Genomic DNA, 14,498 nt, shown 5'->3' with positions numbered 1-14,498 from the left:
GAAAAATTTGGATAAGCAGTCGTTGGCTGATCCACTTCATAACAATGATGTCTTTCTTTTGAGTCTGGCAGAGTATGAGCTATAGTCCCTGGCTGGTGAAGCGATACTCTTTTTAATTTCTAATTATCGATATATTAGTAAGTTAGCAGTATATGTTAGCTCAACTCAGCTGCCATGCACTACAATTCTCTGCCGGATGAAAATTCCTGAAGGTGATAATATGTAAGAATGAAAAAACCCTCTGTTTTTTTTGAAGGGTAAAATTTTTTTGGCCGTGAATTGCTGGTGTGTCGGAGAATTAAATGTCCTTTCCTGCTACCTTTTTAAACCCTGTTTTCTTTGGAAAATTCTATACCTATGGATGATGCAGCCCCCTCTGATAAAACCGAAGATAGTGACCCCTCTGAACCTGAGGAGAAGGAGATCTGTACGAAATCCTTTTCCTTGAGCCTGCTTCAGAGAATTCTAAACTTCATCCTTTTTCGTAAAAAGGGGATGAGGGAAGATCTTGATCAGGAAATTCAGGATATTCTTGAGGAGGGAGAGGAGCATGGGCTCATCTCCTCACTTGAGGAGAAAATGATTAATTCCCTCCTTGAATTCCACGACACTACCGCCTCCGAGGTGATGACTCCCGCTGCAGAGATTGTTGCCTGTGAGATATCCTCCCCTGTTTCTGATCTGATTACCCTGGCCATTGACAGCGGGTTTACCCGCATTCCGGTGTACCGCGAGAATATTGACAACATGATTGGCATCATCCACGTCAAGGATCTGTTGCGTCTCTGTGCCGGACTTGAAGAGAAAGAGTCAAATCTCGAGGAGTTTCTCCGGCCGGTGAACATCTGCGCGGAAGAGCGGCCTATTGTCGAGATCCTGCGTGAATTTCAGCGGACAAAATTGCATATCAGCATTGTTTCCGACGAGTTTGGTTCAGTGCGCGGTCTTGTGACCATGGAGGATATCCTCGAAGAAATTGTCGGTGAGATTGATGATGAGTATGACGATGTCACTGACGAAGAGGTTACGTTTGAGGTTCTCACAGACGGCTGTGTCCGTGTCCACGGCTGGGTGGACGTGGAGAAAATTGAAGAGTATTTCAACGTGGATTTTCCTGAGGGGCCCTATGAATCTATTGGTGGACTGGTCGTGCAGACGCTCGGTCGCCTTGCGGAGAAAAATGACGAGGTGGAGGTCTCCGGCTTGAAACTGCGGGTGGAAAAGGCCTCTATGCGCCATATTGAACGAATCCGTGTTTCGAGGGTTGATCCAAATCTGTATCAGCCGGAGCAACAGTCATGATGGTGTGGAATGAGGAACGTCGACCGGGCTGCGGGATCTCTCTCCTCCCGCTGCTCTCCACCCTTCTGCTCTGGCTTGCAGCCCCAGGTGATGTCGGTTTCTGGCCTCTCTCTTTTTTTGCTCTTGTTCCGCTCTTTTTTTTTCTTGAGCAGGCGGCTTTTCAACCGCTGTCGGTAAAGAACGTGTTCCTCGCGGGGCTCGCCTTCGGGGTGGTGCTCTTTGTTTTTCTGCTTCACTGGATTGTCAATGTCATCAGCCAGTATGGTGGCCTGCCGCTGCCCGTTTCGGTGCTTGCTCTGTTGCTCCTTTCTGTTTATATGGCTCTTTATCCCGCCTTCTTCTGCCTTGCAGTACGCCAGGTCGCCTCCCGGTTTCCCGCTGTCCTCCTGCTCCTCTTTCTGCCTGCCTGCTGGGTGGGACTGGACTGGCTTCGAGGGTGGGTTTTTACAGGATTTCCCTGGATGGATTTTGGTTGCTATCTTGCTTCAGAACCGTTTCTCATTCAGCCGGCAGCACTGCTCGGACACCACGGCGTCACGGCAATGCTGGTTTTCATCAATACGGGTGTCTGGCTGCTTTTGTCCCGTTATATAAAATGCGGACATTCAGTGTCACTGTTTCTTGTCGCGGGCATTATGCTCTATGCACTTGCCTCGCTTCTTCCTTCGGGAGAGCCCGCCGGCGAGGTACGGGTGGGCATAATCCAGGGGAACGTCTCACAAAAGGACAAGTGGAGTCCCGAGGCTCAAAAGGAGACGGTTCACAACTACCTGACGCTCTCCCGCAGTCTGCTTCACGGCAGTGAACAACCAGATCTTTTCGTCTGGCCGGAGACGGCCATGCCATTCTATCCCGGCGTCAGTGATCTTACAGAGAACCTCGTCAACTTTGTTCGTACCAGTGAGACCCCGTTGCTCACGGGGGTGCCCTGGTTTACGGTCATTGACCGACAGAAAAAGCTGCTGAATTTTTACAATGCCGCTCTGTTGCTTACCCCGCAGGGACAACTGGATGCCCTCTACTTTAAATCTCACCTGGTTCCTTTTGGCGAATATGTACCTCTGCAGAAGGTATTGCCCTTTCTCGCACCACTGGTGGAGTCCGGAGGAAATTTTACCCCTGGCACCATCCATACGCCCCTGGAGATTCCCCTCGCTCACACAGACGACGTTCCCGGGGCGCATACGTCTCTACATGCCGGAGTGCTAATCTGTTATGAATCGGTTTTTCCAGAGCTGAGTCGCGAGTGGGTAAACGCGGGTGCGAATCTGCTGGTCAACATAACCAATGACGCCTGGTATGGCAGAAGCAGCGCACCGAAGCACAGCCTCGCCATGACCATCATGCGTGCCGTTGAGACCCGCCGTGCCATCGTCCGCGCGGCCAATACCGGCTACTCCGGGCTGATCCTGCCCGACGGACGGGTGCAACAGCGCAGTGATCTTTTTGTGCCTGCGGCGGAGACGGTTCTCGCCCCGCTGATGAGCGGCTGTACTCCCTATGTGCTATTCGGCTGGCTTTTCGGCCCACTTTGTTTTCTGGTGTCGATTGTGCTGTCTGCTGCTTCCGCAGTGTGCAAAAGGGTTGTATAATCTGTAAAATAATGATAAATCAACGCGTTCGTCGGACAGAGTGTCCGGCTGCAGGATTTACCGGAGACCGGTCGGCAATGGCTGGCTCTACTCCCCGTATGAAGAAGGAGAACTCTTATGGCTGTTGAAATCGGTACCGCAGTTTCGCAACAGAAACTTGACAATATCAAAGGTCGCCTGCTCGGCCTGAAGGAGCATCTTTGACGTCTCTAATCTGAGATTTCGCATTGAAGAGCTTGAACAGCAGACTCTCGCCCCCGGTTTTTGGGAAAAAACGGATGTGGCGCAGGAGGTTCAGAAGGAACTGGGACAGCTTCAGGACACTGTCAACGGATTTGACGCCCGCTGGAAAGAGTATGAGGATACTGATCTTTTCCTTGAGATGGTTATTGAGGAGAAGGACGTCGAGCTGGAACAGGAGATTGCCGACAAGATTGAAGAGATTGAAGAGAGCCTTGCTCTCGCCGAGCTGGAATGCATGTTCTCCGGCGAGCACGATCGCTCCAACGCCATTATTGAAATCCATGCCGGTGCCGGTGGTACGGAGGCTCAAGACTGGACCGATATTCTTCTGCGCATGTATCTTCGCTGGGGTGAGCGTCATGGATGCAAGACCAGTATCCTTGACTACCAGGCAGGGGATGAGGCCGGAGTTAAATCGGTGAGTGTCATGTTCACCGGTCGCTTTGCCTACGGTTACCTCCGCTCGGAGATCGGGATCCACCGTCTGGTGCGTATTTCTCCGTTTGACTCCAGCGGCCGTCGTCACACCTCGTTCGCCTCGGTGATGGTAATGCCGGAACTTGACGATTCTATCAACGTGGAGATTGATGACAAGGATCTGCGCGTTGATACTTATCGGTCCAGCGGCGCGGGCGGTCAGCACGTTAATAAAACCAGTTCCGCCATTCGTCTTACCCATATTCCTACAGGAATTGTGGTGCAGTGTCAGAACGAGCGCAGCCAGCATCACAACAAGGATACTGCGATGAAGATGCTTGCTTCCCGGCTTTATGAAGTGGAGCGGCAGAAACAGGCAGCAGAGCACGAAAGTCTCGCCGGGGATAAGATGGGTATCTCGTGGGGCAGTCAGATTCGTTCCTACGTCATGCAGCCCTACCGCATGATCAAGGATCTGCGTACCAACTACGAAACCGGCAACATTGATGCGGTCCTCGATGGCAATCTCGACGCCTTCATCAAGGCCTATTTGATGATGAGCATGAAGCGCTGACGCGTCGACCTTCACAGTGACAATAAAAAGGGTTCCAACGGAGTACTTCGTTGGAACCCTTTTCTTATACCATTCCTCTTAAGTTATAACCTCGCTAAATGCCATTTTCACTTTCTATTGGCGAATTCAAAGGCAGGGGGATGGGAGACAGGAGAAAGGAGACGGGGAAAAGCAAAAGACGGAACAGCGAAAAACTTTAAGAAGTTACGCTTTTATAAAAAATGCCCTTTTTCGCATGATTAGACCATTTCCATTTTGTATTGACCGGAGAACGCAACTGCGTAGACATCTTTTTTTGGCGATGACGAATGAGTAATAATTCGTGTTTATCCGAGTCCATTCGTAGTTCCTTTTGCAGTTTGTAACCACGAATGGACACGAATTTTCACGAACAGGGACCACGCATTAAACGAAAACGTTTGTATCCGAAGTTAAGCCGTACGGTTCACCAGGATTATTAATCAACTTTGGTAGTCATCCGCAAGTCGGGGGTGAGCGTTTTACGCTCTCATACATCAATTACCTCAAAGCAAATAACAGACCGAATTCAACCACAAGGGCATTCTCTTATGGTTTTTTCAGTAATAATTCGTGTTTATTCGTGTCCATTCGTGGTTCCTTTTGTCGTTTGTAACCATGAATGGATAAACAGCAGACAAAACGGGGTATAACTTAATAGGAATGGTATTATGCTCTCTTTACATCCTGTTTATTTATTCGTAATCACAAAAAAAGATGTCCACGCAGTCGCGCTCTCTGGTCAATACAAAATGTAAATGGTATCATTTGCGCTTCAGAGACCTGCCCGGTTTCTCTTGTAATGGCTCTTCCGGCCAGCGATGTCTGGGATAGCGACCGCGCATTTCCCGGGCAACCTCTTTATAGGACGTGACCCAGAAGCCGGCGAGGTCGGCGGTGGTCTGGATGGGACGTCCGGCCGGGCTGAGCAGTTCAAAGACCAGGGGAATCCGCTTCCATGCAAGATGCGGGGAGTCGATCTGGCCAAACATCTCCTGCAGTCTGACGCTCACCACCGGTCCCTGATCTTTGCGATAGAGGATGGGCAGAGTACGTCCGGAAGGAGTGGTGAAGTTAGTCGGGGCCTCGCGCTTTATGTCGTTGAGCTGCTGCGGTGTAAAGAGGGACTGCAGTGCGCAGCGAAGGTTGATCTCTGCCAGCCTGCCAATACTTGTCAGCCCGGCGAGAAAGGGTGCCAGCCAGTGGTCGAGCCCGGAGAGCAGATTCTCTTCACTCACGTCTGGCCAGTCTTCTCCCTGGGCGGCCAGCCAGCGGGCGCGATCCAGCCAGTGGCTGAGCTTTTTCGTCCATGGCAGGATGGTGAGACGTTCCACTCGTACCGCCTCAAGCAGTGCCGCTTCTATCTGCTTCGACTCCGGGTGGGCGATGCGCCGCTGTTCCAGCACAATGCTGCCGAAACTCTGCACCTTCTCCACCTCCAGCCGCTGCTTCCCACGGAGATAGTTACAGAGGATGGTCTCCTCCAGTTCCCCTGCAAACTGTATCTCCAGCTCTTTACGGCTGTATTCTGCGGCGAGATAGATGCGCCCGCCGCTGCGTTCGCCATCAAGGTCGGCCACCACCAGCCATTCGGCACGGGAGAGAGGGTCTTCCAGCGGCAGAAAGCAGCTTCCACCTCCGGCGAGGAGAAACTCGGCGCGGCCATTGCGCGTTTCCCCTCTTTTGTGTGCCACCCTCTCCGGCCAGGCAAAGGCCAGCAGGGTGGCAGGGGAATTATCCCCCTGCCCGTCAGCACTTTTTCTCTTCAGCGTTTTTCCGCTTTTTATCACCTGCTCCGCTGCCTGACGCAACAGGGGATAGGAGCGTGTGGCCCGCTGGCTGTCCCTGCGAAAAGCTGTCAGGGCCTCAAGTCGCCGTGTGAGGTCCGCACCGGAATCCCGCCGGAAAATGTCACGCTCCCCGAGCAGGGCGGTCAGCCAGATGGCGTCTGTGGAGTTGCCCCTCAGCAGCAGTGCGGCAAGAGGAGGGGATACACCCAGTTCAACGGCCCTGCGGCCGAGAGGTGTGATACCGCGGGCATCGAGAAAACCGAGTCGGGTGAGAACGTTCTGTGACTGGCGAAAATTGCCTTCAGGTGGCGGCGTCAGCCATGGCAGGCCATCCCGCTCCGTTACTCCCCAGGCTGCCAGTTCAAGGACCAGGCGGGAGAGGTCGGTGGTGCGAATCTCCTCATCCTCCTGCTCCTTCATGGCTGTTTCTTCCCCTTCACTCCACAGGCGGAAGCAGATGCCCGGCCGCAGTCTTCCCGCCCGGCCCTTTCGCTGCTCAGCCGAACTCCTGGAAATCCTGCGGGTGACGAGGCGGGTCATTCCGGTAGCAGGATCAAAGAGAGCCTTGCGTACAAGGCCGGAATCAACCACGCAGCCGACACCTTCGATGGTGAGACTGGTCTCGGCTATGTTGGTCGCCAGTACCACCTTGCTGCGTCCAGCAGGTGCGGGTGCCAGCGCCTGCTGTTGAGCGGAGAAGCTGAGACCGCCATAGAGAGCCGTTACCAGTGTCTGTGACAGCTCTGCCTGCAGAATCTCCTGCGTGCGGCGAATCTCTCCAACGCCGGGGAGAAAAACCAGAATATCGCCGTTTTTTTCATCAAGGGCGCGGTGAACCGCGCGGGCGGTTGCCACCGTAATATTCCCCGTGACGGGACGCGGCAGATGCCGGGTTTCTACCGGAAAAAGGCGTCCCTGCACCTGCAGACAGGCTGATGTCTCCAGCATCTCACAGAGCGGTTTGCTCTCAAGGGTGGCAGACATCACCAGCAGTTTCAGATCGGGGCGCAGAGCAGTCTGTACCTCGCGGCAGAGGGCGAGGGCAAGGTCGGCGTGGATGGAACGTTCGTGGAATTCGTCAAAGATGATCAGTGCCGCATCCTGTAATTCGGGGTCACTCTGCAGGCGGCGGGTAAGAATCCCCTCAGTGACCACCTCAATGACACTCCCCGGCCGATAGTCGTTGCGGATCTGCCAACCCACCCGCTGTCCCGGTTGTTCACCAAGCAGCCGCGCCATGAAGGCGGCTACCGAGCGGGCGGCGAGACGACGCGGCTCAAGCATGATGATCTTCCTGCCCGCCCGCCACTTCTCATTGAGCAGGGCAAGGGGAATGCGGGTTGATTTTCCCGCACCTGTCTCTGCTTCGAGGATGACGGCATGGTTCTCCGCAAGGAGCTGTCTCAGCTCCGGCAGGATGGCGTTGACAGGCAGTTCCGACATGTTCATCTCTGTCGCTCCGCATACTGTATAGTGGCTGGGAGGAGAAAGGCTGCGTGGTTGGAGGTAAAAAAGGGCGGATCACGGCGCAGAACAGCTGCTATCTCCGGAGTCCGGCGAAAATCACTGTCAAGGAAACGGCGAATCTTGCTGCGGTGCCAGTCGAGAGGGTGGACGAAGTCAGTATAGATGGAGAGGTCGTCATCGCTGAAGTCCATGGTCGTAATGCCACCGCGTGCCTCTTCGGAGAGTCGCGGCATGTTGAAGATGGCGAGATTGAGGAAGTCGATTTCCTGCGCATGGGCGGCGACGAAATCCCGTGTGCGCAGGGCCGCATCGCGTTCCTCTGCAGGGGTGCCGAAGAGAAGATAGATGTAGGTGGCAATGCCAGCGTTCTTCAGGCTGGCCAGCGCCCGTTCCACGAGGGGCAGGGCCGTCCCTTTGTTCATGGCGGCCAGTACCGCAGGGTCTCCGGATTCCAGTCCCAGCTTGAGCATCACGCAGCCGGATGCGGCCAGTTTACGACAGAACTTCTCGTTCGTGAGGAGGCCGTCAAAACGGGCAAATCCGTACCATGGAGGCATTCGCCATTTTGTCAGCTCTCGCATCATTGCGGGGGTGATGGCGTTATCAAGAAAATGAATCAGGGCCGGAGAGTGCCGTTCGCACTGCTTTTCCAGCTGAAGAATGTTTTTCCGGGGTGGACTGAGGAGAAAGGTGTTCCTCTCGGCGGTCTCCGGACAAAAGGTGCATCTCCGCCAGAAGCAGCCGCGTGAGGCGGTCCAGGGGAGGACAAATCCGGGTGAAAAATACGGACCGGCAAGCTCTCTGTAATCCGGAGGCGCATCGGCGATCGGTGTGCCGCCGAGCAGGGTGGTCAGAGCCTCTTCTCCGGGACCGGCGATGAAGCAGGCGAGAGTGGCCAGACGACTCCCCCGGCTGCTCCAGTTCGGGTGGCTCATCCAGGTGGTGACCAATCCGCCGCCGACCACCAGCTTCACTTCGGGGAATTCCTGCCGCATCCAGCCGATAATGGCAAAGGTCGTGAGTGCCTCGCTGAGGAAATTGAGCGAGATCCCCAGCCAGTCTGCGCGGTTCTCGCAGAGCAGTTCGCGCAGACGATGAGAAAAGAAAGAAAACCACGGATTGCTTTGCGGCTCTCTGGTTGCCTGCAGGAGATCTTCGGAAGCGAGCGGAGAACGGCCGGGAATCTGAAAATCGGCCAGACTGGCTTTTGCTCCCGTTTCGGCTGCCGCCATTTCCAGCACTTTGTTTATATCGATGACACAACGGCGATAGCGGTCATTGTTGCCGTAGAGTTGTCGGCTGCGCGGCATGCGCAGTGCCTTGAGGTTACGGTTGCAGTTTTTTACCGCCCGTTGTTGCCATTTCCCCTCCAGGGACAGGTTCTTCGCCTGTTGCAGCAGACGGAGCTGTCCTTCCAGGTTGAGATCGGCCGTCACACATTCCACGCCCCCTGCCCGCAGTGCACCAGAGAGAAAGGCGAGGGAGGCGGGAGGTTCACAGGCCTTGAAATGAGGCGGGGCGATGAGAAGAAGAGTAGTCATGTCAAATATGAAAAAATCATCTGTTGGGAGAAAATGGCAGGAGGCGCGGCAGGGTAATGTAGAGTCGCAGCGCGGAGAAATCGATATTATTATCTTTGTGGTGTAGCAAATCTGACAGTACAGACTATAGTGTGTGAAACTTTTTTGCACCCTTGAAAAGGAGAAAGTCTACCCGTAATTCAAGGTTCCTTTTTTTCCGTATGAAAAACTGCACCGGAAACTCAACAAAACCTTAACAAAAAAGGAGCATAAAACGATTATGAAACGTTTTTTCCTTACTTTGAGTCTTATTATGTCTCTTCTCTGCGTTTACACTGTAGTGGGAGTCACAGTCACCGCAGTTACTCCTCAATACGCTGAGGCGCGTTCGAAGATGGGCGGCAAGAGCTTTAAGATGACGCGTCCCGCACAGAAACAGGCCCCCGCTTCTAATAACCGCATGCAGAATCAGAGTGGCGGTTTCAGCCGCGGTCTGATGGGCGGCCTGCTGGGAGGAGCCCTCGGCGGAATGCTTTTCGGTTCCCTTCTCGGTTCGGGCGGGCAGGGGATGGGATTACTGCTTCCTCTGCTGCTCGCTGGGGGTGCCTGGTTCCTGTGGAGACGCTATAAAAGTTCTCAGGACGGTGGAAGTTCCAAGAGCAGCGGGCAGTGGAAGTTTCCGGGGCAGAACTCGGGAAATCAGCAGAAACCTGTGAACCGGGAGAACACCGGTGGGAGTGTTACCCCGGATATCGGTTCCGGCATTGGGGCCGGTCTCGGTTCAGCCGCTGGCGCGGGGACAGAGACAGAGACAGAACAGCAGCCCCTTGCCGAGACTCCGATGGAGGTGACAGAAGGACTGGCACAGATTCGTCAGTACGACCGTAATTTTGACGAGGACCACTTTAAAGAGGTTGCCTCAGATGTCTTCTTTCAGGTACAGGCGGGCTGGATGCGGCGGGATCTGTCAAGTTATCGTCATCTGCTCGGTGATCAGCTCGCGGCAGAGTATGAGAAGCATTTTGCCGAGATGCGGGAGAAGGGAATTATCAATAAACTGGAATCCATCGCTATTCGCAGCGTTGAGATTGTGGCGGCAGGCAGTGATGGCCGGGAAGATTTTATCACCGTTCGTTTTATCGCCAACCTGCTGGATTATAATGTCAGCGATAGCAACGGCAAACTTGTGGACGGCGATATGAACACGCCAGTGAAATTTGAAGAAGAGTGGAGCTGGGCGCGTTCGACAGGAACTGAAGGGTGGAAACTGGAGGGGCTTCAGTAATGGATCTGGGAGAGTATCGCAGAGATTATGTCAAAGACGGGCTGTCCCGCAAAGATCTTGTGGCCGACCCCATGCAGCAGTTCTCTCACTGGTTTGCACAGGCACTGGAGCTGTCGCGCAACGATGCGGTGAGTATGCCTGACCCTACGGCAGTGGTGGTTGCCACGGTAGGGGAGAACGGCATGCCGAGTCAGCGAACGGTGCTGCTTAAATTTTATGATACGCGTGGTTTTGTCTTTTACACCAACTACGGAAGCCGCAAGGCCCGGGAAATTGCCGGAAACCCGCAGACCTCTCTCATCTTTGTCTGGCTTGAGATGGAGCGCCAGGTGCGTGTCTGCGGGCGGGCGACGAAGGTGGGGGTGGCAGAGTCAACAAAATATATCCTCAGCCGTCCAAAAGAGAGCCAGATGTCGGCCTGGGTGTCAAGTCAGAGCAAGCCGTTGACTTCACGGCAGGCACTGCTGCAGAAACTTGATGAGATGAAGCGGAAGATCGGCGAGGGCAAAGTACCCATTCCGAGTTTTTGGGGTGGTTTTCGCGTGGAACCGCAGGAGATAGAGTTCTGGCAGGGCGGTTCAAGCCGCCTGCATGACCGTTTCCAGTATGTGAAAAAAGAGGGCCTGTGGCAGCCGCCGGTGCGGCTGGCACCCTGATCGGCTCAGGCTCAGTGAACAAGGGGCAGGAAGGGCTTTGGGGAACCTTGAATATGAACGAAACACAAAATTATTTAAGGTCCCCTTTTGAAAACCTCAACCGATACGGACCATGCCGGAAAATAAAGAAAATAACATTGCAGGTGTCAGTACTGATGGGGCTGAAAAGGACAAAGGGCAGTTTGACGAAAGAGAAACCCTGTCGCAGGAAGTGACTCGGAAGAAACGCTGGTATCGCCGCTGGTACTCCGTTGTTGGAATGCTTGCGGGGATTTTTGTGCTTCTTTTTGTCTTTGTGCTGCCACTTGGCGCAAAATATTACCTCACCGACTGGCTGTTGCAGAATGGTGCAGACAGCGCCCACATAGACAAGCTCGGCTGGAACCCTTTTGCCGGTCGGGTGTGGCTGAATGGGGTTGATCTTAAGCAGGGGAACAAAAAACTGATGAGTCAGGCCGATCTTGATCTCAAGATGAGCCTGCCTGCGCTCTTCAAAAAAGATATATCCCTGACCCGCGCCACCTACACCGATCTCAATCTCTTTGTGGTGGAGGGCCCCGATGGCAGCGTTAAAATCGGCACCGTGAATCTGCCAAAGGCGGACGAGCCACAGGCCCCTCCGGTAACGGTGACGGAGCCGGAAGAGGAGAGTCCTCTCTGGGCTTTTCTCGCCAGCAATGTCACCCTTACGAACTGCAGGGTGCACTATATCTCTCCGCTGCTTGACCTTGAAGTGCAGGTGGACAGCCTTGTTCTCAACAATTTTTCCACCCGTGAAGGTGCCGCACCCGGGACTTTGACATTGAAAGGAAGTGTCAATGGGAAACCGATTGCTCTGAACCTCTCTGCGTTGCGGGTAATGCCTGAACTCAAGGTTGCCGGTCAGGTGGATGTGAGTGCCTTCGATCTTGATGAGCTGGACACTCTTCTCAAGGATGCTCTGCCCTCTTTCGGTGGAATAGCGGCACTTATGGGAGTGGTTGATTTTACGATGAAAGAAGGCGTCATCGACGTCAAATATGATGGTGATATTAATGTGAAGAAGGCGGACGTCGGCTCTGAATCCTTCCGCACCTCTGCCGACAATCTCAATTACCATGGAAAGGTTGCCTTTTCCATGCCGCAAAAGGCACCAATGCTGGTGCAGACCGACGGTATTCTCACTGCCGACGGTTATGATCTCGGTGTTCCCGGCGCTGACTTGACCACCAGCGAAAAACTCGTCAAGCTTGATGGCATGACCAGCGTAACCATCGGTGACGGTGTTGTTGTTGACTACAGTGGTCTTCTTACCATTGCCGGAATAAATTTCCATATACCCATCCTGCAATCCACCGCCAATGAGTTCGTGTGGAAGGGGAAAATTGGCTACGACCTTGCCAGGCAGAACCTCGTCAGTCTCGACGGGGAGTTGAATCTCGCCGTGCTCAACTACACCATGCCGGAAAGCTCCATGTATGTTGCCGAGGAGAATTTTAACTGGAAGGGAAAAATTGGCTATCAGGGGCAGCGTGACGGTGAGGCCAACGTGGTGGATACCACCGGTGTGCTTACTCTGAAGCCTCTTGATTTCACCTTTGGAAAAGAGAGTGAAGAGATCGCGGTCGCCCTGCAGGGGCTGGGATGGGATGGAACCTTCAGCTTCGGCATGCCGGAAGGTGGCAGCCGTATTGGTATCGACGGAGTCCTTACCGGTGAGACCATTGATGTGAACCTCGCTTCGGCGGGAATGAAGATCAGCGAGAAAAACCTTAGAGTGCAGAGTAAAACCGGGCTGCGTCTTGGTGAAAAGATAGACATTAAGAGCACCAGTTCTCTTGACGCGGGAGGATTTACCCTGCTGATGGATGGAGCGCAGGAGCCCATGATTCTCCTGGGAAGCCTGAAACTCAAGGATTTTGAGGGGCAGGGCGGCACAAAGCTCAAGGCCGCACAGCTTAGCGCCGAGGGACTGGTGACTACGGTAGAGGGTGACTTTCCCCTGCAGGTTATCGTGCCATCTCTCAGTCTCAACAGCTTTGGCACCGATGACCTGGAAAATTTTTCTCTGCAGGAGCTGGCTGTCAAGAGTCCGAAAATAAGAGCTGTCAACAACAATGCCGAACTGCTCAACCTGCGTGATATTACCTTCAGCGGTTTGCAGGCAGCTCTCGATGGTACCGCCTCGGTGGAGCGTCTTTCGTTCAACAAGCTGGTTTTTCTTGATGGGGAGAAAGGAAGTGATGAGAAGCCCGGGCTGAGCCTTGGAGAGGCCCGTCTTACCGGCATTAAGTGGATGGGCAAAGGTGGTTTTTCTGGAGAGAAACTCGATTTCAGGAATCTGCTCACGACCATAGTGCGAGATAAAGAGGGCAGGATTAATATCTCCGAGCGGCTTGACGCCATGCGTGCAGGTGACGGAGAAAAAGATACTCTTGTGAAACCGGTTGAGAAGGTGGCGAAGGAGAAAAAACGGGAAAAAGTAGAGAAGGGTACACCGCTTGACCTGCCTTTTCCCATTTTCCTGGGAGAGATGTCAATCAGCGGGAACAGCGGGGTTAATTTTTCAGACTACACTCTTCCCGCCATTTTCAAGAATGATCTCAGCATCAAAAAGTTCACCATTGGCGCGCTTGATTCGAGAAATCCGGGTGCCAAAACGCCGCTTCTTTTCAACGGAATGCTGGAGCGGCGCGCTCCGCTCAGTGTGAAAGGTTCCATCTCGCCATTTTTACGTGATCCCGCAGCTGACCTGGTTCTCAGTCTGAAAAATTTTCCGCTGCAGAACGTCACTGCTTATACCATACAGTCTGTGGGTACCGGGCTGGCGAGCGGCCAGCTGCAGGTTAAAACCTCCGTCAATCTGGAGGGGAATTACCTGAAAATGGACAACAATGTGCTGTTGATTAATCTGGAGACCAAATTGATCTCCAAAGAGCTTGCAGCAAAGCTGGATAATCAACTGCCGATACCGCTGTCCATGGTTTTGTCGGTGCTGAAGAACAAGGATGGCAATATCGACCTTGATATTCCGCTGAAAGGGGCACTCGATAATCTTAATATCGGTCTCACCGACATCGTTGTCACCTCGTTGAGCAAGGCGGTTGTTCCGGCACTTTCCGGCTACGCTATCTACGCCCTCGGACCCTACGGGGCACTGGCCTATGCGGGGATGAAACTCGGTGAGGAGATGTTGAAAGAGGGGGATACTCCCGTGATCTTTTTGAAGGGTACAAAGAATATTGTGCCGGAACAGATGGTCGAGCTGGACAAGGTCGGGAAGAAGATCCAGAAGGGAGAGGGGGACTGGCAACTCTGCCCGTACGTGGCGTCATGGGAGTACATGAGCAGCGTGGATATTGACGCGGCTCCGGGAGAAACCATCCCCGTACCTGCTGGAGATGTCGTACGGCTTGACAGGCTTGGCCAGATTCGTGCCCGCAATGTGCAGGCGTATCTCAGCAAAAAATTTGCTGTTGCTCCGGATCGTCTGCTGCTTTGTACCACTGCGGTAAAGACAGAGAAGAAGATGCTGCCGCTGGTGATTATTCAGAAATAAGGGGATCTTGAAAAACCTTGTATTTCGTTCACATTCCCTCTTCCCATAAGAGGGAATGTTCTTCAATCGGATTGTCGGACAAACCAGTGGTCCGGT

Annotated in this window: 8 protein-coding genes; 6 read left to right on the top strand and 2 right to left on the bottom strand. The window is 53.6% G+C overall.

All coding sequences use genetic code 11. The annotated features are described in order from the left end of the window. The first annotated feature begins 495 nt into the window (after positions 1 to 495). The 3 genes from JWG39_RS00305 (at position 496) to prfB (ending at position 4,128) form a co-directional block, all read left to right on the top strand. The gene (locus tag JWG39_RS00305; RefSeq protein WP_240191905.1) at positions 496 to 1,302 is read left to right on the top strand and encodes a hemolysin family protein; all 807 of its coding nucleotides are present in this window, start codon (positions 496 to 498) and stop codon (positions 1,300 to 1,302) included. Then, complete coding sequence (lnt, locus tag JWG39_RS00300; protein ID WP_205217344.1) at positions 1,299 to 2,894, top strand: apolipoprotein N-acyltransferase; 1,596 nt, start codon at positions 1,299 to 1,301, stop codon at positions 2,892 to 2,894. Before JWG39_RS00305 ends, lnt begins: the two co-directional genes overlap by 4 nt. 117 nt (positions 2,895 to 3,011) lie before the next feature. Next, positions 3,012 to 4,128 (top strand): peptide chain release factor 2 gene (gene prfB / locus JWG39_RS00295; protein WP_439099693.1). Its coding sequence is split into 2 segments (ribosomal slippage): positions 3,012 to 3,085 and positions 3,084 to 4,128, totalling 1,119 coding nucleotides; the frame shifts between segments, so codons are not numbered across the junction. 782 nt (positions 4,129 to 4,910) lie between these two features. Here prfB and hrpB read toward each other — a convergent pair. Both hrpB and JWG39_RS00285 read right to left on the bottom strand, forming a co-directional pair. Beyond that, a complete protein-coding gene (gene hrpB, locus JWG39_RS00290) occupies positions 4,911 to 7,385 on the bottom strand; it encodes an ATP-dependent helicase HrpB (RefSeq protein ID WP_205217343.1) in 2,475 nt (824 codons plus the stop codon). Next, positions 7,382 to 8,944, bottom strand: a complete 1,563-nt coding sequence (locus JWG39_RS00285) for a B12-binding domain-containing radical SAM protein (RefSeq protein WP_205217342.1) — start codon at positions 8,942 to 8,944, stop codon at positions 7,382 to 7,384. Before JWG39_RS00285 ends, hrpB begins: the two co-directional genes overlap by 4 nt. A 259-nt stretch (positions 8,945 to 9,203) precedes the next feature. On the opposite strand from JWG39_RS00285, the gene JWG39_RS00280 reads away from it, so the two are divergent. The 3 genes from JWG39_RS00280 to JWG39_RS00270 all read left to right on the top strand — a co-directional run bounded on the left by JWG39_RS00280 (position 9,204) and on the right by JWG39_RS00270 (position 14,402). Next, positions 9,204 to 10,208: a Tim44 domain-containing protein gene (locus JWG39_RS00280; RefSeq protein WP_240191903.1), complete on the top strand. Its 1,005-nt coding sequence runs from the start codon at positions 9,204 to 9,206 to the stop codon at positions 10,206 to 10,208. Beyond that, complete coding sequence (gene pdxH, locus JWG39_RS00275) at positions 10,208 to 10,864, top strand: pyridoxamine 5'-phosphate oxidase (protein ID WP_205217595.1); 657 nt, start codon at positions 10,208 to 10,210, stop codon at positions 10,862 to 10,864. Before JWG39_RS00280 ends, pdxH begins: the two co-directional genes overlap by 1 nt. A gap of 112 nt (positions 10,865 to 10,976) precedes the next feature. Further along, on the top strand, positions 10,977 to 14,402 hold the full coding sequence (locus JWG39_RS00270; protein WP_205217341.1) for a DUF748 domain-containing protein: 3,426 nt from the start codon (positions 10,977 to 10,979) through the stop codon (positions 14,400 to 14,402). The last annotated feature ends 96 nt before the right edge of the window (positions 14,403 to 14,498 follow it).

This window comes from Desulforhopalus vacuolatus (genome assembly GCF_016918505.1).
Lineage (GTDB): Bacteria > Desulfobacterota > Desulfobulbia > Desulfobulbales > Desulfocapsaceae > Desulforhopalus > Desulforhopalus vacuolatus.
This window is presented reverse-complemented; position numbering and strand designations above follow the sequence as displayed.